Annotated in this window: 11 protein-coding genes and 9 pseudogenes; 9 read left to right on the forward strand and 11 right to left on the reverse strand. The window is 58.9% G+C overall.

Annotated elements, in window-relative coordinates; genetic code table 11:
* Positions 1–84: 84 nt before the first annotated feature.
* From ACVMDN_RS04185 to ACVMDN_RS04200, 4 genes and pseudogenes are all read right to left on the reverse strand, one after another.
* Positions 85–1,218: pseudogene (locus ACVMDN_RS04185) on the reverse strand (IS3 family transposase).
* Between the two features lie 941 nt (positions 1,219–2,159).
* Positions 2,160–2,902: pseudogene (locus tag ACVMDN_RS04190) on the reverse strand (class II aldolase/adducin family protein).
* Between the two features lie 770 nt (positions 2,903–3,672).
* On the reverse strand, positions 3,673–4,050 hold the full coding sequence (locus ACVMDN_RS04195; RefSeq protein WP_456835585.1) for a nitroreductase family protein: 378 nt from the start codon (positions 4,048–4,050) through the stop codon (positions 3,673–3,675).
* A gap of 1,839 nt (positions 4,051–5,889) precedes the next feature.
* Positions 5,890–6,720 carry a 3-keto-5-aminohexanoate cleavage protein gene (locus ACVMDN_RS04200; RefSeq protein WP_456835584.1) on the reverse strand — a complete coding sequence of 277 codons (831 nt, stop codon included), beginning with the start codon at positions 6,718–6,720 and terminating at the stop codon, positions 5,890–5,892.
* 659 nt (positions 6,721–7,379) lie between these two features.
* Between ACVMDN_RS04200 and ACVMDN_RS04205 the strand changes: the two genes are divergently transcribed.
* The gene (locus tag ACVMDN_RS04205) at positions 7,380–7,595 is read left to right on the forward strand and encodes a hypothetical protein (protein ID WP_456835927.1); all 216 of its coding nucleotides are present in this window, start codon (positions 7,380–7,382) and stop codon (positions 7,593–7,595) included.
* Here ACVMDN_RS04205 and ACVMDN_RS04210 read toward each other — a convergent pair.
* A pseudogene (locus tag ACVMDN_RS04210) lies at positions 7,545–7,658 on the reverse strand (IS5/IS1182 family transposase); the annotation flags it as partial. The gene ACVMDN_RS04205 and the pseudogene ACVMDN_RS04210 overlap by 51 nt on opposite strands.
* Positions 7,659–8,791: 1,133 nt before the next feature.
* On the opposite strand from ACVMDN_RS04210, the gene ACVMDN_RS04215 reads away from it, so the two are divergent.
* Together ACVMDN_RS04215 and ACVMDN_RS04220 are read left to right on the forward strand one after the other, a co-directional pair.
* Complete coding sequence (locus ACVMDN_RS04215; RefSeq protein ID WP_456835583.1) at positions 8,792–9,739, forward strand: HpcH/HpaI aldolase/citrate lyase family protein; 948 nt, start codon at positions 8,792–8,794, stop codon at positions 9,737–9,739.
* A gap of 1,002 nt (positions 9,740–10,741) precedes the next feature.
* A pseudogene (locus ACVMDN_RS04220) lies at positions 10,742–11,823 on the forward strand (IS630 family transposase).
* A gap of 33 nt (positions 11,824–11,856) precedes the next feature.
* On the opposite strand, the pseudogene ACVMDN_RS04225 reads toward ACVMDN_RS04220, so the two are convergent.
* Positions 11,857–13,279 (reverse strand): annotated as a pseudogene (locus tag ACVMDN_RS04225) (IS701 family transposase).
* A gap of 113 nt (positions 13,280–13,392) precedes the next feature.
* On the opposite strand from ACVMDN_RS04225, the gene ACVMDN_RS04230 reads away from it, so the two are divergent.
* The 4 genes and pseudogenes from ACVMDN_RS04230 to ACVMDN_RS04245 form a co-directional block, all read left to right on the forward strand.
* The gene (locus tag ACVMDN_RS04230; protein WP_456835582.1) at positions 13,393–14,013 is read left to right on the forward strand and encodes an IS110 family RNA-guided transposase; all 621 of its coding nucleotides are present in this window, start codon (positions 13,393–13,395) and stop codon (positions 14,011–14,013) included.
* Entirely contained in the window at positions 13,943–14,419 is a 477-nt protein-coding gene (locus ACVMDN_RS04235) for an IS5 family transposase (RefSeq protein ID WP_456843608.1), read from the forward strand. Before ACVMDN_RS04230 ends, ACVMDN_RS04235 begins: the two co-directional genes overlap by 71 nt.
* Entirely contained in the window at positions 14,316–14,573 is a 258-nt protein-coding gene (locus ACVMDN_RS04240; RefSeq protein WP_456835581.1) for a transposase, read from the forward strand. Before ACVMDN_RS04235 ends, ACVMDN_RS04240 begins: the two co-directional genes overlap by 104 nt.
* Before the next feature lie 100 nt (positions 14,574–14,673).
* Positions 14,674–15,044, forward strand: a pseudogene (locus ACVMDN_RS04245) (transposase); the annotation flags it as partial.
* A 350-nt stretch (positions 15,045–15,394) separates the two neighbouring features.
* Here ACVMDN_RS04245 and ACVMDN_RS04250 read toward each other — a convergent pair.
* Together ACVMDN_RS04250 and ACVMDN_RS04255 are read right to left on the reverse strand one after the other, a co-directional pair.
* The gene (locus tag ACVMDN_RS04250; RefSeq protein WP_456835580.1) at positions 15,395–15,871 is read right to left on the reverse strand and encodes a lipocalin-like domain-containing protein; all 477 of its coding nucleotides are present in this window, start codon (positions 15,869–15,871) and stop codon (positions 15,395–15,397) included.
* A gap of 47 nt (positions 15,872–15,918) precedes the next feature.
* Entirely contained in the window at positions 15,919–16,479 is a 561-nt protein-coding gene (locus ACVMDN_RS04255) for a hypothetical protein (protein ID WP_456835579.1), read from the reverse strand.
* 1,150 nt (positions 16,480–17,629) lie between these two features.
* Here ACVMDN_RS04255 and ACVMDN_RS04260 point away from each other — a divergent pair.
* Together ACVMDN_RS04260 and ACVMDN_RS04265 are read left to right on the forward strand one after the other, a co-directional pair.
* Positions 17,630–18,230: pseudogene (locus ACVMDN_RS04260) on the forward strand (alpha-hydroxy acid oxidase).
* On the forward strand, positions 18,199–18,741 hold the full coding sequence (locus ACVMDN_RS04265) for an alpha-hydroxy acid oxidase (RefSeq protein WP_456835578.1): 543 nt from the start codon (positions 18,199–18,201) through the stop codon (positions 18,739–18,741). Before ACVMDN_RS04260 ends, ACVMDN_RS04265 begins: the two are co-directional and overlap by 32 nt.
* A gap of 160 nt (positions 18,742–18,901) precedes the next feature.
* Here ACVMDN_RS04265 and ACVMDN_RS04270 read toward each other — a convergent pair whose 3' ends face one another.
* From ACVMDN_RS04270 to ACVMDN_RS04280, 3 genes and pseudogenes are all read right to left on the reverse strand, one after another.
* A complete protein-coding gene (locus ACVMDN_RS04270; RefSeq protein WP_456835577.1) occupies positions 18,902–19,045 on the reverse strand; it encodes a hypothetical protein in 144 nt (47 codons plus the stop codon).
* A 341-nt stretch (positions 19,046–19,386) separates the two neighbouring features.
* Positions 19,387–19,875: pseudogene (locus ACVMDN_RS04275) on the reverse strand (IS701 family transposase); the annotation flags it as partial.
* A 90-nt stretch (positions 19,876–19,965) separates the two neighbouring features.
* Positions 19,966–20,904: pseudogene (locus tag ACVMDN_RS04280) on the reverse strand (IS630 family transposase).
* Positions 20,905–21,309 lie beyond the last annotated feature (405 nt).

The raw sequence follows: 21,309 nt of genomic DNA on the forward strand, positions 1-21,309 counted from the left end.
GCTAAGGGCATTGAGAACGACTTGAGCTGGTTCCCGATTGTCTGAACAGGATCTCCGCGTCGATAAGTGGAGCGTCTGCCGGGGTTAGGCTGCCAGGCGGAGTGGCAGCGGGGTGAAGTAGGCTTGATCCGGCGTGCTGCCGTCAAGACTCGAATGGGGACGTCGGCTGTTATAAAAGTCGAGATATCGGCCGATCGAGGTGCGCGCCTCGCTGACGCTGTCATAGGCCCGCAGATACACCTCCTCGTATTTGACGTTGCGCCATAGCCGTTCGACAAACACGTTGTCCCGCCAGGCTCCCTTGCCGTCCATGCTGATCGCGATGCCGTTGGCGGCGAGCACGCCGGTAAAAGCCTGTCCGCTGAACTGCGAGCCCTGATCGGTGTTGAAGACGTCCGGCTTGCCGTGGCGAGCCAGGGCATCCTGAAGCGTCTCGACACAGAACGCCGCCTCCATGGTGATCGATATGCGCCACGACAGCACGCGGCGGCTGAACCAGTCGAGCACAACCGCCAAATAGACGAAGCCGCGCGCCATCGGGATGTAGCTGATGTCCATCGCCCACACCTGGTTCGGCCGCGTGATCTCCATCTCGCGCAGCAGGTACGGGTATATCTTGTGGCCCGGCTCGGGCTTCGTCGTCCGTGGACGGCGATAGAGCGCTTCTATCCCCATCCGCCGCATCAGCGTTTTCACATGCCGGCGGCCGATCTTGCATCCCTGCAAAGCCAACAGGCCTCGCAACATACGCGAGCCGGCGAAGGGATACTCCAGGTGCAGCCGGTCGAGGCGCTGCATGATCGCAAGGTCGGCGTCCGGCACCGGCCGCGGCAGGTAGTACACGCTGCCGCGGCTGATGTTCAAAGCCTCCGCCTGCTTGGTGATCAGGTAGCTCGTGCTCACGGTCGATCATCGCTTTGCGCTCAGCAATCCCGCCTTGGTGAGCGCGCCTTCTAAAAAATCATTCTCCAGCGTCAGCTCGCCGATCTTGGCGTGCAGCGACTTCACGTCCACCGCGGGCGTGGCCGGTGTCCCGCCTCCCGGTCCGAAAATCTCGGAAACGCTTGCCTCAAGCTGCGATTTCCATGTCGTTATCTGGTTGGGGTGGACGTCGAAATGCTCTGCCAGCTGGGCGATGGTTCGGTCGCCCTTGACGGCGGCCCGAGCCACCTTCGCCTTGAAGGCCGCTGAGTGGTTCCGGCGGGGTCGTCTGCTCATAGTCGCTCCTGATTCGCAGGCACAGCGTGCCCGCTGTCAGGCAGAAACTCCACTTATCGTCCTGTGCAGAATTCTGGGACCGGCTCTACTCGACACATGTAAGCCTTCGATATCGAAAAGTGTAAGAAACTATACGAACGTTTGGGGGCGAAAGGGATTGCCGCATTGTTGCCCTAAGATATTAGGATCCCACATGGAAAGGCCGGGCGGTCTAAAAGCATGTGTACTCAGATCGTTAACTGCGAACGTTCAGCCAGCGCTTGTTTTTCGGCAGCATTGCGCTTGCATTGGTGACGATACCCTCCTTGTACCTTCATACCCATTTCGCTGCGACGGCGTTTGCCTATCTGGTGGTGATATTGCTGTTTTCGAAGATGGACAGCTTCATTGCACGTACTTGATCGGAAAGGTCCGCCAGGCGAGGCTCTAGCGCAGCGCGGGCCGATTTGCGCAACCTCGAGAAGAAGTGGCGCGCGATCTTAGCACAACCCAATCATGTACTTCATGTCGATGAAGCCGGTGTGCTGCGACGACCAGTTCGTCGCAGCGCACCTTCTCGTAGCGCGCCGAGAGCCTACACTGGTGCAACAGGTCAAGCTCGTACTCGTTCAGGCTGCCCTTCAAGCCGAGCAGCAGAGATCGTTGTCGGAACGCAGCGCATAGACGGTCTCCTGATCCACCAGCGCCGAGTCGACGACGCAGCACATCTCGATTAGTTGCTGCCAGAATGATCGCGCCGTTGACCGGCTTGCCTCTAGGCGGTGACCGCGGCTGTAATGGCGCCGGGCCCACCACGCCGAGACGAGCTTCCTCGATGGCATCGTCGACACGCGAGGGTTTCTTGCGGGCGATTGGTGGCGCTCTGCGATGTCGCCAACCTTGAGGGTCGCATCTGCCTTCTGGCTCGGCCCTGTACCTTTAGCTGCGCCGTTGGCGGACCATCAGGTTACATAGTCCGGGCTAATTCGATCGAGGCGGCGTTTGAGCGCCGCCCACGGACGCTGGCTCGTAAAGGCACCATTACGTTTGAACTGCACCGCCCTGTGAGCTGTGACATCGCCGGACGGTAATGTGAGCTTTTCGCCGCATTGTGTGGCCGCGACCTGAATGCGGCAGGATTGCTCCATGTAGTACATGTTGATGAACGCTTCGCCGATGGTCCGTCCGACAGTAAGCAAGCCGTGGTGCTTGAGAATCATAAGAATCTCTGTCGCCCAGATCACTCACCAGCCGTTCGCGCTCCTCAAGATCGAGCGCGACGCCTTCATACTCGTGGTAGGCAATGCCGCCGTAGAAGGCCATCGACACCTGGGTGCAACGGCAGCAGACCCCGCGCGCCAGCGGCAACCGCCATGCCAGCCAAAGTATGTGTATGCATGACGCACTGCGCGTCGTCACGATTCATGTGCAGGGCGGAATGGATCGTGAAGCCCGCCCTATTGATCTTTGAGTCTTCCTCCTCTTGTACAGCGTACCCGTCGGGATCGACGACGACGAGGCTTGAGGCCGTGATTTCGTCGAACATCATGCCGTACGGATTAAGGAGGAAGCAATGCTCCTTGCCAAGCAGGCGTGCTGACAGATGAGTGTAGATCAGGTCGTCCATGCCGAAATGGGCGATCAAGCGATAAGCCGCAGCCAGATCGCAACGGACATCCCATTCCTGGGCGCCATCGTTACGCATATCTCGTCCTTTCTTGAAATTCCTATGATGACCTCAATTGAATCCATCAGAGTACGCAGATATTGCCGGGCGCTAATTCGTATCGCAACTACCAGTTTTTCCAGCTGACTCTGGATAGGCAATCTTCGTAGGTTCGACATACAACGGGTTTGAGTTTTCCAGCACGAGTTGGCCCCGCGCGCTTAGTCTTAGTCATTTGTGAAGCGCCTCGGCGATAAATGTGAGCTTCTGTTGGCCGGGAGCTAAGGGCACGCACGCTGCGGACGCCCGATGTCGATCGGGATACTGTTGATACGTGCAACCCAACGCCATCGCCCTTCTCGGCCGACATCAAGCTCGTCGATCCAGCGATCAAGAGCCCCAACCGTCTCTTCCGCGAGAATAACATGCGGTGCGACAATTGAATCTAAGCATTGCCAAAGCCGGCGGTGATGATGGCGAGAAGGCTATGGCGAGCGGATGTGGCTCACGCGGTCCTCCGCGACATCAGTCCCGAGATCACAGAGCAGCCAAAACTGAGACCGCATTCGAGCGGCCGCTCTCGTGCATTGACGCTAATCGTTCCCAAGAATACCGCCAGCGCGGATACAAGCCGAGGCACTAGAGGCATCGAAGCATGAAGATTGTCGGCCATCGAGGTTCGCACAACTGTGATCGAGCCGCAGGTCCGGTCGGGACCCGAGCTCTGGGCCACAGTTATGCTAGTCGGCCGATCGGCAGCGTCGAGGGCTCACCCGTGAGGGGCTCACTTTCGAGATGAGACCGATCCGTTAGATCCTGAATCGTTCGGGAAACAACCCGCGGGCGACAAGGTTCCCGACCGGCAAACGGCCGCTCGGCTGTTCGCGCTGCAACAAGCCAAGCGGCAAGTGTTCGCCGTCGCCCTTGCGCCCGACGGCGATCGCGATCTCGAACACAAAGCCCTCGGGCACCCTGAGCAAGTTGCACGCCTTCTCGACGTCAAATCCACTCATGCCGTGTGCGGCCCAACCTGACGCCGCTGCCTGGCTGTCAAAGTTAGCCCACGCAGCCTCACTGTCAAAGGAATGCGTGCGCGACGACTCGGTCTTCTCGGGTGGGCTGAAGGCCTGCCTCGACAGCAGATAGACCAGCGCCGCCGCGTGTCGCGCCTTATTGAACTCAATCAAAGGGGTAAGAAAGGCGTCAAATTCGGACTATCCGCGTAAGGCATAGAGAAAGCGTCATGGCTGGGAATTAAAAGCCGACAGTGCCCACCGTGCGGCCTCGAAGAAAATGTTCAGAATTCCTTCCGGGATCTGATCTTGGCTAGATCCACGCGGCGACCAGCGGTCGGCGATATTCGGTCCGCGAGATATTCGGGTGCACGGATTTTGGAAGCCGGCTGTTGGATGATCACTCTCTTCTCCGTCGTCTTCTTGCACGCGGGGTTCCCGGTCGAAATAATCAGGCATAGAACTGATCAGCGCGAATTACAGTCTTGACCTATAGGTCAAGACGATATCTGCGCCCGTTGGCTATCGAGCCAAGGCCGCGAGCAGAAATCTCGTCTTCGCAGTCATGAGGGTCAATCGGACAAGATTCATCGGTGACTCTTGGCGCGGACTCCATCGCTTTGGCGCTGGCTGCTCTTTCTTATTCCAGCAATCAGCGAGTTCCTCAGTGAATCGCGAATTGTTCATCGAAGTGCCGTGCGCATCCCTCGATCTTCATGGGGGTCTTGTGATCTGCTCTTCGATACCTAGACGCCTCTAAGACCTCTTCCGATCTTCAATCGTCTCAAACCAGCGTTCTGGATCGTTGCCATTTACGATTGTGGCGCTTTAGTTGCCAACCGTTTGTTCATCTCGATGGTGAAGAATACAGCAAACGAGGAGGGCGCCCCTACTAGTTCCGGATGGAGGCGGAGGAACACTCTCGCTTTACAAATTCGTTCAATCACTCGGTTTGGGGATCATCAGACTCGAGAATTGAACAGCTTGTGCGCGGCCCCCCTGGCCGCCCAATTTGTTCAGATTGATGGGTAGAGGTACTTGAGTTTGACTAAGCATTGGGTGTTGTGAGGTCCCGTTGGCCTTGGCTTTGTTGGCGTTGCGTTCGTGCTTCCTGGCGGCGACTTCCTCGATGAGTGTTTGTTTGTCGGGGATACGGCGGTCGAGGCCCTAGGACAACGGGTCGCCAAGTTCGACTTCCGCCAGATCGAGCCAACTGCCGTGCTTTGGCATTGTAGTGCCATTCGAAGCGCTCGACCAGACGTCCTGGCGGCGCGTAGGTGACGCCTCGCTCTGGATGTTAAGGTCTCTTGAACCATAACGATGGTCCTGTCATTGGCGAAGTGGACATCGGCCATCTCTTTCAAAGACATGAGCGTACGGCGGTATGCCGATCGGTGACTTTGATGTGGCGCCAGCATTCGCGCGGCGCGAACATCATGAGGAGGTTGGCGGTGCCGTTGCGCTCGTACTCGTAATAGCAACCGGCGGGACGTCTCGCTCTCATTGGGATCGGCAGGCGCGTTTCCGCGAACAGTTGCTCTGAGGTCTCGTCCAGACACACAAGCGGTCCTTGCGATCGCACGGCCGCGTGTAGAAGACCAGCACGTCCTCCATGGAGGATTCGAACGCGCTATTAGCTTTCGGCGGAAAGACGCAGCACTGTCGGCGATCAAGATGGAGAATGTTTTTTAGCATCCTGCCGATCCTAAGCGTCCTTCCGATCGTTGAGTCACTGGCACGATCGACGATCCGGAGCTGCACGACTTTCTTCCACGCAGCGTCCAGCGCGCGTAAGTTAGCAGGCTTGGAACCAGCGCGCGCAATCAGTTCGACTTCCTTGTCGCCTTTCAAAAGCCGCTGGGCGGGGCGCTTGCCTTTCGGGTTCCTCGTCGCTCAGCCGCACAACATACTTCTTACCGAAATCTCCTTGGCAGCCATCATCGTCTCCGCGGCTCCCGCTGCGACGGTATAGAATCCCAAAAAGACCCAACCTCTGAAGCGAGGACTAAACACCTAGGCCACCCGAAGCCCGAGCGAGGCTCGCGCCTCGGCCGGCGTTGCTGGCCTGCCGCCATGCTTTTCAATCAGCCCCAGAGCGATGCTCACGAGCTCGGCATTCCCAGATGCGAGCCGGTCCTTGCTGCTTCGAATGTTGTCTTCCATTCCGGTGCGCACCGCGTTCGCGCCGCGCTGCAACACCCATTCCAACACCCGCGATTGATGGCGACCAATCCCAGCTGCAGTCCAAGTCGCGCCGGGAATGATACGCTTGGTTTCCGCAAGCAGAATATCGAGCAGATGCTCGTCCGCAGGCAGCGCATTCTGGACTCCCATAACGAATTGCACGTGCGGGCTCGGCGACATCAAGCCGGCATCGATCAGTCGCCTCGCGCCGTGAATGTGTGACAGGTCGAAGATCTCGATCTCAGGCGCAATCTCAAACTGCTTCATACGGGTCGCAAGGTCGAGCACCAAGGCCGCGGGATTCTGGTACACAATAGTGGGAAAATTCGTGGATCCGGTCGAAAGCGAAGCCATCTCCGGCCGATGCACGAGCGAAAGACCTCGCGCAGTGGGATCGCGCCCGCGGCCTCCCGTCGAGAACTGCACGATCATGCCGGGGCAGTGCTTGCGCACCCCCGCCTGGACTTCTGCGAAACGGTCAGGATCTGAAGAGGGGGATTCATCATCGTTGCGCACGTGGATGTGAACCAGAACCGCTCCCGCCTCGTAGGCCGCATGTGTCGACTCGATCTGCTCAGCCGGCAGAATCGGCAGCGCTGGATTGTCCTTCTTGCGTGGAACTGAGCCTGTGATTGCAACGGCGATAATAATTGGGCGCATGATGAGTCTCCGTCAGCCCTGGTCACCAGCGGCTCGTTGCGTAAAAAGACCACGTCGCCGCCATTCAGCGCCGATGGATGCGCTGCGTTCTTCGTTTCCTACGCGCGATTTGTTCGCGGTCGGAATGAACCGGCGAGGCATGTCAGCCCCTTCGATTAAGCCAGCCACCGACTCCAGCGCTGCCAGCCTATGCTGGACCAAACTCTCTAGGGGGGACTGTTGGACGATGATCGTGTTCTCGAAGAAAAGGAGCGAGAGGGTGTCCAGTCATGGAATAGTCCTCGGCTCATTCCTGTTGTACGCCTTTTGCCTAAGAATCATCGAAACCAGCCCCATCGTCGACTATCTAACCTATGGGTGCGTCATCGTGTCCCATTTGCCTTGGCGGCTACCACACAGAAAGCAACTGGACTTCCGCTGCACGAGGTCACGCGAGGACTGGACCGAGCGCCAATCTCAAAGGGCACGCCGGTGCAATTCAACATCTGCCTGGATCAGCGCCGAAAGGAATAGCGTTAGCGATTACGGACGGCACGTTGGTCACTCTTACTCGAGGACGACAGGCACTAAGATCTGCACCCGGACCATGAAGCGAGCCGGCGCTTGGGACGACATCACCGACACTAGCGGTGTTCTCGGCATCGCCGTTGTAGGGAGCCATGGATGAAGCCCGTGAGGCAATCGAAGTCGAACTCGCTGCCGACGACATCGAACAGGATGTAGTTGCCTGCCACGGCTATGCCATAGCCCGTCGTCTCGACGATGCGCCATTGGCTCCGGACGCTTATGCCGGCGTCACCAGAAGCTTGGCATTCGGACCGGATTTAAGCCGCCAAAGCCAGTGTGAAGGCGGCGTTCACCCGGTCGCGGCCTAGTAACTTCACCTTGGCCAGACCAGCGTAGCTTTTGATCCAGTCGAACATTTCCTCGATCCGTTGCATATAGATCGCAGGGTTGAGGCCGATCGATGTCGTCAACGGCGTTGATCACGCCAAACTGAATTGCTTCGTTGACCCCCCGATCATGACGTATGCCTGATCGAGAAGCACCACGCAGAAGACCATAACGAAGCGAGCCTTCGCGGTCGATGCGATCCGCACGCCTTCGGCCGTCATGGCGGCGCGCTTTCTCGTGCGCGAAGCGACGATCTCGATGCAATCCCAATCACGGCACCAATGTAGCACAACACTAAGATCGACCGGTAAGCTGCCACCGACGTGATCTCGACCCGGAGAGAACGGCGCGCCGATTACGGACACTGCGCACCAAGCGCCGAACAACAGGCGCTCTGCACCATGTGCATCAGAGTCGGGCAATGAATCGCGATGTCTTGGAGCGTGCCTGAAGCAACGATCTATAACGAGGCAACCTTGTGACCAGCGGGAGCGCTGTTATCGGCAGAGCTGTGTGCGAAGCGTTTTTGGTTCAGGACCAACTATTGCCTGCCCAAGTGGCAGCACGCTCATTTGGTATCGTTGCAGGCGGTCCTGACGGACGAAGTGGCTACTCCTCACACCGTTACTGATCGAACGAAAGTTGCTGTGACCGCTCTTGTGAACAACGCGGGAGCCGCACGGCCGGGCACGATCGATACGGCGACTGTCGCCGATCTCGACTACGTCGTCGCGCTGTACTTGCATGCCTCAGTGCTGCTGATCCAGACTGCTTTGCCCGCCCTACTGAGGCCCATTCTGTTGCAGAGTCGAGATGGGACATTCCCGCGCAGACCTGCCGCGTAGGTGTGCAACGGCCCGGAGAGCCAAGCATCCGGCAGCGGGAGTTCGTTTCCCGATCGATAGTCCCGTCAGCATGACGCCACGCGCTGGCGCCATGCTAACAGCGACGAGTGGTCGCTCGCATTGGCCGTTCGCGGAGCGCAGCGGCTTCGACAGCCCTGCAGCCGCTGCTTCCGCCGACCTTGATCGCGCGATGTCAGCCATAAGAAAAGGTAGGTGCGCCGGCAATCCTGGTATGTCACCAACAACTAAGCGTCAACGCCGACCCTGAACCAGCAAGAGGCACTGACCTTGATGCGGCGTTAGAAATGTGAGTTCCGAACGAGGAAGAAATCATGCGCCAGAAATTCCGAGAAGCTCGCTTGTATCGTTCGCTGCTCTTCGTCCCTGGGTCCAAACTCGACTGGATGTTAAAGGCGCCAAAATATGGAGCGGATGCCTTGATCTTCGATCTCGAAGATTCGGTCGAGGTTACTCAGAAACCTGGCGCCCGCAACGCGGTCGCAGCAGCTATCAAGGAGCTATGCGCCGGCCCCTTCGGACGCTTTGTGAGGCTCAATGGGTGGCGAACAGGCTATCTGCTTGACGACCTCTATGCGGTTGTAATCGATGGCCTCGACGGGGTGGCGCTGTCTAAGACTGAATCTCCAGAAGATATTGCTGCTCTGGACCTGGTGCTTGGGGAGTTGGAGACGTCGCGTGGTCTACCGGTCGGCCGAATCGAGATTTGTCCATACGCGGAAACAGCCGTGGCGATGTACAGGCTCTACGATATCTGCATGGCATCGCAGCGGATTAAACGGGCCGGCGTCGCTAGTGCCCCAACTCCAAGTGGAGACGGGGCTCGCTCCCTAGGCCTACAGATGGATGACATGTCCGATGAGGGGGTCTGCTTCGGAGCGTATTCTGTGCTGCAAGCTCGCGCTGCCGGAATCATGCACGTCGAAGGCGGCATGACCGCACGATTGGATGACCTTGAGTTGGTGCGGCGGATCGGCGAAAGATCAAAACGCTTAGGTGCGTCCTGTGCGTCGGCGATTCACCCGAGCCATATCCCCATCATCAACGAAATCTACTCGCCATCGCAAAGTAAAATCGACGAGGCGCGTGATATCGTCTCGGCTTTTGCCGAGGCTGTTGCCCGCGGAGAGGGCGCGGTACAGCACAAGTCGAGGGTGCTGGACTATGCGCCTGTTCGGACTGCTATGGACGTCCTTAAGAAGGCTCAGGCGGTCGGAATTGACGTTGGCAACGTTCCAAAAGTCGAGCTGCCACCACTTTGAAGGACTGGCGATGGCAGTCCGGATTGAATTGGCGATTACGATCGCAACGGCAGGAGGTGCGTCAATCCCAAGGAGATAGCTCAGCTGGCTTCGGTCCAGTCGGCTCACGTTCGGAATAGGAAACTTCGTTCCCTCGACCTAACAAGCTAAGAGAGTGAAAAACCGCGTCACAAACCAAACGTTAATTGTCATTTCACCTCCATGAATTAGATCCCGGGCGCCGTTTATATCCGACGCACATCGCCCTTTGTTCGCGCGGGATTCATCAGCTCGCAAACTCAACCCAACCGCACGGCTACAGTCGTGAAGCCCGGAGCACAGCGCAATGTCGCACCACCGAGCGCTTTTCCACTGCGCAAACGCACCCAGTTCCTTAGCGCCGCCGGGCGATGACTTTTCACCCATCGATGCAGTTGCGGATGATACTGCGAGTCCGGATGATTACGACAAATACGTTGCGTCGTAGACTATGTTGCGGAGCCGCGGCGGACGGCTCTTCGGTGGTCCGGCAGCACATAAGCCGTTGTGCGATGGTCGCTGCAGGGCTGTCAGGAAGCTCGTCAAAGAGGAGGACGACTGGCACGGCGCGGTTGCGCCGGCGTCCCGAGGTGTCGCCGCTGGCTAGCGCCTTGGCATTCATCTCCATGTCGACCTTTGCTTAGACATGCGTCGTACCCAAAGGAGACGTGTCCACGCACTCGTGGTGAGCTCCCACATCATGCGATGGCCGCAATCCGGAATGACGATGAGTTCGGCGTCAGGCGCCTGGGTGATGTCATTCACCTGCCCAGCCCTGACGATGAAGCGGAGCGGACGGCGCGCATCGGCCAGCACGTGGATCTTGGTGGTCAGTCCACCTCAGAACGCCCCAGCACCTGATCTTGGCCCCCTTTATGGATGGCCCGCCCCTCCCGCCAGCGTCTAGTGTCCTGAATCAAAAGTTCGGCGGACTCCAAATCGACTCGATGATAGCGGACTCTCCTGATTTGGGGAGGATTGGCGATGGGTCGGCGCTTTGCTCCGCTGGAGCTTGATGAGGTGGAACGTGCTGAGTTGACATCGTTGGCGTCGCGTCGAAGCACTGCTCAGGCGTTGGCACTGCGGGCTCGGATCGTCCTGGCCTGTGCTGAGGGCGAGCAGAGCAAGGTCGTGGCGGCCCGTTTGGCTGTCGATCCCGACACGGTCGGCAAATGGCGGCGGCGGTTCTCCGAGCATCGGCTTGAAGGTCTTTGGGACGAGCCGCGATCGGGCACGCCACGCACGATTGAGGATGCCCGGATCGAGGCGGTGATCGTTCGCACCCTTGAGACCCAGCCTCCCGGGGCCACCCACTGGAGTTCGCGCAGCATGGCGCGGGCCAGCGGGCTGTCAGTCTCAACAGTACAGCGTATATGGCGCGCTTTCGGCTTGCAGCCGCATCGGTTGGAGACCTTCAAGCTCTCAACCGACCCCGACTTCGTCGCCAAGGTTCGCGACATCGTCGGCCTTTACGTAGCTCCGCCCGAGCGCGCCATCGTACTGTGTGTCGATGAGAAGTCGCAAATCCAGGCGCTGGATCGCAGCCAGCCCATGCTGCCCATGCGACCTGGCCAGCCGGCGCGCCGTAGTCACGACTACAAACGCCATGGCGTCACCTCGCTGTTTGCCGCCCTCGACGTCGCAACCGGCCGGGTCATTGGCAAATGCTATGGACGCCATCGTGCCAAAGAGTTCCGCAAGTTTCTCGATGAGATCGAAGCGGCGGTTCCAGACGATCTGGACGTCCACCTCGTCATGGACAATTACGCAACCCACAAGACGCCGTTGATCCGCAACTGGCTGGCAAAGAGGCCGCGCTGGCACGTCCACCTGACGCCAACCAGTTCATCCTGGCTCAATCAGGTCGAACGCTTCTTTGCACTCATCACCGAGCGTAAGATTAGGCGCGCATCTATCGCAGTGTGGCGGCGCTACGGGCCGAGATTGCCTCCTTCATCGACCATCACAACGCTGACCCAATGCCGTTCCGATGGACCAAATCAGCTGACGACATTCTCGGCTCAATCGAACGCTTCTGCGCTTACAATCTGCCCGCCATGGCATAAAATGCCATGAACTTTTGGTTCAGGACACTAGTCTTACTGCGTCACAAACGATGATCTGTGTAGTGGTCGAACTTGATCGCACAACAAGGACATCTCGACAGCATTCGGACGAGCCCATGTTCGAGCCGCCGTCGCATCGTCGCGATCGAATTTGGAATGTGACGTTGGGTCCGCAGCGGCAGATCCGCGGGGTCTGTAATCTGCGGGAACGCGAGCGAGCGGGATCGGCTGGGCGCGCCGAGCGCCTGAGGGGGGAATCGTCTCCCGCTCGGAGATCAGGAATCCGTAGGCCGCAATGCACATCGTTGCGTGATGATGAAAGCCGCGCCAGCCGCGTCCCTCGAAGTGACCGAGCCCGACCTCCTGCTTGAGGTCCTGATAGTCGCGTTCGATTTAGCCGTCTCGACGAGAGTTCGGAATGCCACATCCTCCGGCAATGTCGAGAGCCAGTATTTGGTAGGCTGGTCCTCGCCTTTCGGCCATTCGATCAGCAACCATTCCTGCGCTCGCCGGGTGGTTTGCCAATAATCACGCGGCGCGGCACGAACCCGCACGCGGGCAAAGCGCGAGGTCAGCTTTTCGTTCGTTCCTTGCCGCCACGTGATGGTGCGCCAAGATTTGGCCGGCAGGCCAATCGCGAGCGCCTTGACGGCGGCCGGCTGATGCTGACGGTTGCGGCGCATCAGTTTCGGTGGACGGCCGCGGCCCGACCATGGCTTCGGCGGCAAGGGACCGGTGCCGGGCGCCCATACCGTTGTGCTCGACAGAAGACCCGCCACATAGGTCAATCCAAGTGCCGAGATCTCCGTGCGCAGGTTGCTGTTGTTGCCATAGCCCGCGTCCATCAGCACGACACCGCGCGGAAGCCGCTCGCACAGGCCCGCCGCAACTGCTCCAGCGCGATCTCCGGCTTGGTCCGGAAGTCGACTTCGACAGGAATGCCCACCTTGCGCCGCCGATCGCGGTCCTCAGTCCATTCCTTCGGAAGATAAAGGCGATAGGCGACAGGCAGGCTGGCGTGGTGGTTGGCAATCGATAGTGACACCGCCACCTGACAATTATCCTGCTTGCCGAGCTGGCCGCAATATTGCCGTGCAACTCCAACCGAATGTCGCTCCTGCTTGGGAAATCCGGTGTCATCGATGATCCAGGCTTCGATGGGGCCCTGGCGTTCAATCGCCGGCAGGACCATCTCGCGGACCTTGCCCAGCACCTTCTCATCCGACCAAGCACCGCTGCCGACGAAATGCAGCAGCGATTGATGCTGGGCCGCCGTCCGCTCCGGAGCCGTTACCGCCGCCATCGGCTCCACGCTCTTGCGACCGCCACAGGCCATCAGGCCGACGCAATAGTCGCGCAGCGGCGCCTTCCGATCAGCATGGCCGATGACACTGGCAAGCCCTTCCAAATACGCCTCAAATCGCTTCTCGCTCGTCTTCGTGCCACGCCCGCTCATGTCGGCCTCATCGGCTAATGGTCCATCTGCAACCATCATTGATTCTAGCCGGCGGTTTTGTGACTCAGTCAGACTAGTAGGATGTCGGTGTTCAGAAATGGAAGGAACGGACCATGAGCATAGTGATCCTTGGCATCGACCTGGGCAAGAACAGCTGCAGTGTCGTTAGACTGGATGAACACGGAACGATCGTTGTGCGGCGGCGGATGCGTCGCGACGGTGTAATTGCGTTCGCCGCAAAGCTGGCGCCCTGCATGATGGCGATGGAAGCATGCTGCGACGCCCATCATATGGGCCGATCGCTGGTGGCGCTGGGGCACGAGGTCCGGCTGATGTCACCGGAGTACGTGCGCCCTTACGTCAAGGCCCAGAAGAACGACGACCGCGATGCCGAGGCTATCGCCGAAGCGGCGACCCGACCTACCATGCGCTTCGTTGAACTCAAGAGCGAGGAGCAGCTTGATGTTCAGACGCTGCATCGAGTGGGCGACTGTCTGGTCGGCGAACGCACGTCGTTGACGAATCAGATCAGGAGCCTTCTACTAGGTGGTGTGGACTCTAAGGATTCCCTTTTAGGAGCAAATCAGATTCAAGGCTGCTTTTGGGGAGGCCGCCTTGGGTGTGATGGACCGTTTGGTATTGAGCGACGCGGCGTGGGAGCGGATGGCGCCGTTGATCATAGGGCGGCCCGATCAGAAGGGCTCGACCGGGCGCGACAACCGAATGTTCGTTGAAGGAGTGCTGTGGATCGTGCGTACGGGGTCTCCCTGGCGCGATCTCCCGGAGGTCTTCGGCGATTGGAACAGCGTGTTCCGGCGCTTCAGCCGATGGAGCATCAAGGGTGTTTGGTGGCGGATATTCGAGGCGATGTCCGATGATCCGGACTTCGAATATCTGATCGTCGATTCCACCATCGTTCGGGCGCATCAGCACGCCGCCGGCGCCAAAAAAGGGGGTCTGAAGATCAAGCGATCGGCCGCTCGCGCGGGGCCTGAGCACCAAGATACATCTGGCCGTTCGAGGCTTGGGATGTCCGGTGCGGTTCACGCTGACCGCGGGTCAGAAGGGCGATGCACCGCAAGCCGCCACATTGATCGAAGGCTTATCCGCCGAAGTCGTCATGGCCGACGCCGCCTATGACGCCGATCACTTGCGCCAAGCCATCGCCGCCAAAGGCGCGCTCGCCGTCATTCCCAACAATCCGTCGCGCGCGCTCAAATACCCTCTCGACAAGCATCTCTATGCCCAGCGTCATCTCGTCGAATGCTGCTTCTCAAAGCTCAAGCAGTTCTGACGCGTCGCAACCCGCTTCGAAAAGACGGCACGGAACTATCGCGCCGTCGTCACTCTCGCTGCCATTGTTCTATGGATGCGCTAATGTCCACACCACCTAGCTAGAGCGTGGGCACATCGTGGCGCAGGGCCACGTTCGACTACGCCTCCTGCTCGGCGAACTGCTGGATTGCGGCTCCGGCACGTTGAGCTCGCGCATGACGTTCCTGCTCGGGGATATGCGCGCACGCTGGCAGGAATGGACCGCCGTATCGTCGCCTTTGACGCTGAGTTCTCAGCCATGGCCCGGACCGATAAGCGGGCTCATCGGCTGACAGGCATTCCTGGCATTGGCGCACTGAAAGCTACCGCGCTGGTGGCCGCGGTCGGCAACGCGGCGACGTTCGACAAGGGACGCGACCTCGCCGCCTGGTTGGGTCTCGTGCCCCGCCAGGCTACAACCGGAGGAAGGCCGAAGCTTTTGAGGATCACAAATCCTGAATGCCGATCGGCTATAGATTTCTGATCAGCACCAAGGTCGGACGCCAATGTCCGGAAGTGCCTTTAAGCGGTCGAGTTCGGCGAAGCCTCGAATTGAAAGTCGGCGGCTGCAAAGGCGTCCGCACCGCGATCTCGCGTTGCATCTGATTTTGCACCAGTTCCCGGCGGCCTAGAGATATCCCGGCGAATAGGTGCCGGTACAAGTCGCGAAGTGCGATTTCTTACGGATTGACGCCGGTGCCACGCATCGGTACGGCACAATGTGCTTCGATCATCTCCGGAATATTCGATGCAATGACCTCCACAGTATCGAGACGTTTTACCACAAGCCGCATAGCGGCATTACTTGACCTTGTTCCAGACCAGTATCGATCGACCCATGGTGCCATCAAGATAGCTCCTGTACGGAGCCGTCGAGATCGTCATCGTATCTCCTTCGATCACAAAGTGCCGGATTTGATCGGTGCCGGTCCACGCCTGGTTCCACGATGTGTCGATGTGATGGACGATAACACTGTCCCCCAGCGAGAACGTGCCGGCATAAGCCACCATGGTGGCGAGCAATTGCGCGCCTTCTTCATGGGTGGGCACCACGTCACGCGGTACGACCCGATCGTCCCGCGTGAAGATAGCGTACATCCTGCCGTCTGCCGCGTAGCCGATGTAGCCGATCGGAGTCTCGCCGAATTGATTGTGGCGATCTCTGTCCGACAATCGTTCGCGAACGTACGAACACAGCCGCCATGTACCAAGCACCGGACAATCCGCTGAGGGTTTGCCTGGCCTTACCGATGCCAGTATTTCCTTGTCTGCTACCAAGTCGTCCTCCCGAGTCGAAACCGGTGTGTAAGATTCAATCCAAATCGTCAGACGTAGAAGAACTCCGTCTCACGATCGCCATGGAGATGGATGTCGAACGTGTCGAAGATTGAACCGTCTCGCTTCGACCGCGCCGCTATCGGCGTCCGGCGTCGCTCCAGTTGCTCGATAATGTTCAGCATCGGATCTTGCGAAGGGCCTTGCGAGTTCGCCGCTTCCTCGTCGCCAAAATACGTGCGCATGGCCCGTCCTCGCGGTGACACGAAGCGCATCGCGAACCAGCGTGGAATAATCGCCGAGCTTACGATCTCTCGCAACCGCTTCGCAAGCGGCTTTGTCGATGCGATCACATCGACAAGCTGAAAACGCTCCTCCCAACCGCTCATGATCGCCATTTGTCCAGTGGTCATGACCAACGGAATCGCGCCGAGGTCAGGATAGGGCGGCCGCGGTCGGGAGGTTGAGCGCCCCAGGACGGCGAACTGCGCAATCCACATGCGGGGGCGCACAGTAAAGAACCCTCCGTATGTCGCCGCCATGAACGCCGCGGTCTGCTCATGGCGTGTCACCGCCCACTCGATCTTCGAATTCCGAAGCGATTCCAGCACATCGAGATTCCCTTAGCTGACACGCCAAAGACGCGATCGACCCCTAATGCTTCAACATCTACCCGACAGATAGCAGCAGCGTGAGCCGCGGCGTATTCGTAACGTAAGTACAGTAGTTGCGCGCCTACCAGATCATGTACCTGCCGTTGGGCGCAACGAGCCGTGCTCCGGAATCGCCTTGCGCGCGTCTTGGACCAGCCGCTGCGGCGTGACCGGCCACGACTATCCGTCGCCCGGTCGGTAATTCGATCCAGAATACTCTGACGTAGCGACGGCGGTGCCTCTGCAGTGGGGAGCTTTCCTTCGACATGCCTGATTGATTGCTTCATGAACATTGTCCGCTCAGAGCGAGCAGTCATCCCGATGTACACCGATCCCTTTCCCATCTGCGTCGTGAAAAACCGAATGCCGGCACGATGCACGAAGCGCGCAAATCCCGAAGGCCGACCGCGGGTGGCTTGCCGTCGCTTCCACCCTAATGAGCGGACGCCATAGCATGCTGTTCTCGGGTGGAATCTGGATTGCCCAGATGAGACGATTTCTGACTCAAACTCCGTGCTGGGGGATTGGGGCCAGCTTGGATGACGCGATCCTATTCGGAAAATATTCGTCGAATGTGCCTTAGAGCGGACAGCACGGTTCGCTCGATTGCAGAAACGCTACAGATCAGTCCCTTCTGTGTGATGAAGTGGAAGAATCTGCGGCGGGAATACGGGGGCTGTCGCCTGGAAGACCGGCTGCCAAAAGAAGCGGATTCTGTCGGTTGCTCCACCGACCGGCTGCGCGAGCGCATTCAGGCGGGACCATTCCCCGTGCGCAAGCTGACGCAGGAACTGGCCGCAAGCGGGATCAGAGCCAGACGTTGTCGCAAGGCCGCGCAGTGGAGAAGGAACGCATTCTCAAGGTAGAATCACGCCATCAGCGAGCAAATGCAATTTCTTTGCTTCGGCCAGCAGCGGACTGGACATGATGGCGGCGGTGTCTATGCATGCAAGCCGCGCACCGGCACGGCCGCAGCCTGCGGAATTGCATTGCCCCACGAGGGTGACACTTGTAGTATCCGCGAATGTCGGCATTGAAAGAAATTCACGCGCTCGAAGACTTCTAGCTGGAAGCCCGCAAGCGACTACCTCGGCAGCTCTATAGCTACATCACCAACGGTGCGGAAGATGAACTCTCGATCTGCCGCAACCGTGCGGACTTCGACCACTACACCTTCGTGCCGCGCACGCTGGAAGGGGTGACGCGAGCAAACAATTGAGCTGTTTGGTCGCAGCTACCAATCCCCCTTCGGCCTTTCGCCAGTAGGCATGGCCGCGATGTGGTGCTATCGGGGCGACCTGGTGCTCGCGCGGGCTGCTCAGGAGATGGGCATTCCCGGCATCATGAGCGGCGCTTCGCTAATTCCGATGGAGACAGTCGCAGCGATGGCGCCCGAGACCTGGTTTCAGGCATATGTGCCGGGTGACGCGGCACGCGCCGCGGCGTTGATCGCGCGCATCGCCAGCGCGGGCTTCCGCACGCTTGTGGTGACTGTGGATCTGCCGGTTCAGCCGAACCCCGAGCGTTACGCGAAGAATGGATTCTGCACGCCTCTTCGTCCCAGCCTGCGCCTCGCTTGGGACGGTGTGATCCGTCCGCGTTGTGGTAGGTACGTTCCTAAAGACGCTGGCGAAGTACGGGGTGCCACACTTCGAAAACTTGCATGCCGAACGGGGGGTGCCCATCCTCGACGCGCAGATGCAGCTTGACCTCCAGGCGCGGGATAATCTCTCGTGGCAACATCTAGGCGTCGTGCGCGAGATGTGGAAAGGGCCATTGGTCATCAAAGGCATTCTCCGGTCGCACGACGCCGTGAAGGCGCAGAACCTCGGTATAGATGGCGTCATCGTCTCTAACCATGGTGGGCGCCAACTCCATGGTGCAATTTCACCGCTGCGGGTCCTACCCGAAATCGTGAAGGCAGCGCCCCGGCTGACCGTGATGATGGATGGTGGCATTCGCCGCGGGACCGACGTGCTTAAGGCCCTGTCGCTAGGCGCTCGCTGCGTGCTCAATGGCCGCTCCTTCAATTACGCGGCGGCCGTGGCCGGACCAGAAGGAGTGCGGCACGCCATCGGTATTCTGCGCACCGAGATCCATCGCGACATGGCCCTGCTAGGCATCAATCGACTAGAGGAACTTGATGAGTCGCTGGTACGATACCGTGCTACGAACGCTGAAAATTCAGTCTGTTGCCATCGAAACGTCAATCGCGTGTGATTCAGGACGCGTCTACCATTCTCGCGCGATCGAGGCGAACAGCTAGTATTCTAACCCGGAAATTAGCTCACAAAATTGCGCGAACTTCTGGAGGATGGAGCCGACAGTGGCAGTCCACACGAAGGGTCGTGAATTTGCCTCGTGGGTGCGAATCAAACGGTCATTTTTTTGAAGCGCTCAGCGGTGGATTCGAAGGAGCCACGGCGTATAGTGCGCTGCGCAATATAATGAGGACACAGAAACGTTCAACCTGATTGAGCCAGGAGGTCAGCAGGAACCACCCATCGCCGGCGGCTTCGCCCATTTGTCGTTCCCAGAGCAAATGAACTCTACTGCATCGCCCGTTGCGGCGCCGTAAACGACCCCCATAACGCGTCCGACGGCGTTCCCGGATTTGCCAAAAGGGTATGCACGCCGACTCTTTCAGCGCGGTGTTTGCGTTATCGAGCCGGGTGGTGCCAGATCAGTCTGGCCACTGCTTGCCCACTGATGAGAACAGCCCCGTCGGTTGACCAGCGCTTGCGGCAGCGCATCGACTTTTTAGCGCGTGTGAAACGCAAAAAGCGGTCCGGCCGTTGGCTGGCACGATGGAACGGTCGATCATCGGATCGCACGGTCGGTGCCGGTGCGAATGGAGCCAGTCACCTCAGTCCATTCCTTCGGAAGATAAAGGCGGTAAGCGACAGGCAAGCTGGCGTGGTGGTTGGCAATCGACAGCGACACCGCCACCTGGCAATTATCCTGCTTGCCGAGCTGGCCGCAATATTGCCGTGCAACTCCAACCGAATGTCGCCCCTGCTTGGGAAATCCGGTGTCATCGATGATCCAGGCTTCGATGGGGCCCTGGCGTTCAATCGCCGGCAGGACCATCTCGCGGACCTTGCCCAGCACCTTCTCATCCGACCAAGCACCGCTGCCGACGAAATGCAGCAGCGATTGATGCTGGGCCGCCGTCCGCTCCGGAGCCGTTACCGCCGCCATCGGCTCCACGCTCTTGCGACCGCCACAGGCCATCAGGCCGACGCAATAGTCGCGCAGCGGCGCCTTCCGATCAGCATGGCCGATGACACTGGCAAGCCCTTCCAAATACGCCTCAAATCGCTTCTCGCTCGTCTTCGTGCCACGCCCGCTCATGTCGGCCTCATCGGCTAATGGTCCATGCTGCAACCATCATTGATTCTAGCCGGCGGTTTTGTGACTCAGTCAGACTAGAGCACGCTGTTTTTATACGGAAACATAGCCTGAGTTTTTGAGATAGTTGGCGCACTCTTGTGCAGAAAAGAGGTCGAGGAGTTCGCCGACCTTGCGCCAGGTTGCCTCGACATCGCGCGGTTCTGCGGCTCGCATCAGATGTTTGAGCTTGGCGAAGACCTGTTCGATCGGATTGAGATCGGGACTGTAGGGCGGCAGGAAGAGCAGGTGCGCTCCGGTGGCGCGGATCGCATTGCGAGCGGACTTGCCCTTGTGACTGCCAAGATTGTCGAGGATGACGACCTCACCTTTTGCCAGAGTTGGGGCCAACACCTTCTCGACATAGAGGGTGAAGAGCCATTGATGGGGCCGTCGATGACCCAAGGTGTGCTGATCTGGTCGTGCCGCAGCGCTGCGATGAAAGTCATGGTCTTCCAGTGACCGAAAGGCGCGGATGCTTGGAGCCGCTGTCCACTCGGTCCCCAACCGCGCGGTGGCGCCATATTGGTCTTGATCCAGGTCTCGTCGATAAAGATCAGGCGTGAAGCGTCAATCTTGCCTTGATGGGCCTTCCAGCGTGTCCGCTTACGGGCGATGTCGGGGCGATCTTGTTCGACTGGCAGGATCGTTTTTTTTGAAGCTCAGCCCTTCGGCATGCACAAACGTCCACACCGCCTGCACATCGGTCTTGATCCCGCGCGCCGCCAGTTCCTGTGTCAGCTTCCGCAAAGTGAATGGTCCCGAGAGAACGCGCTTACGCAGCCAATCAGCATTGGCACCGGACAGAACCAGCTTCTTGTGACCGCCGATCTTGCCGGGCGAAACGCCCCCAGTCTCCCGTCTCAGATTCTTCCACTTCGTTACACAGGACGGGCTGATCTGAAGCGCCTCTGCAATCGAACGAACTGTCTCTCCTGCATCAGCTCGCGCCAGAGCCCGTTCACGAAGGTCTTCTGAATAGGGTCGCGTCATCCATGCTGGCCCCCGTTCTCCAGCACGGAGTTTGAATCAGAAATCGCTCCCGCTGGGAATCCCGATTCTGCGAAAAAACAACATGCTCTAGCTTCTTCGCGAGGCCTAGGGTTTCGTCCCGAACTTTCGCGAACTCATCAATCAATTTCGTGTCAAACCGATCGCGTGGTTCGAAGCGTGCAAGATCTTCCGGCGATTACTTCGCCGGGCGAAAACCATCGTCGCGGTACAATCCGTCGCCACTCCGCCTGAGTTCCCAACCTAAAGGCGGCGATCGCAAATGGATATTTGATCCAAAATCTCAATCTTCTTAGCATGATGATCCTCGCAATCTTGAGCTCGGCTCACCAGCCAGCTAGGCAAAAGGGCCGCTCCAAGGGCGGCCCTTCAGTGTCTGGCTAGTGT

The sequence above is a fragment of the Bradyrhizobium sp. USDA 4510 genome, assembly GCF_054059095.1.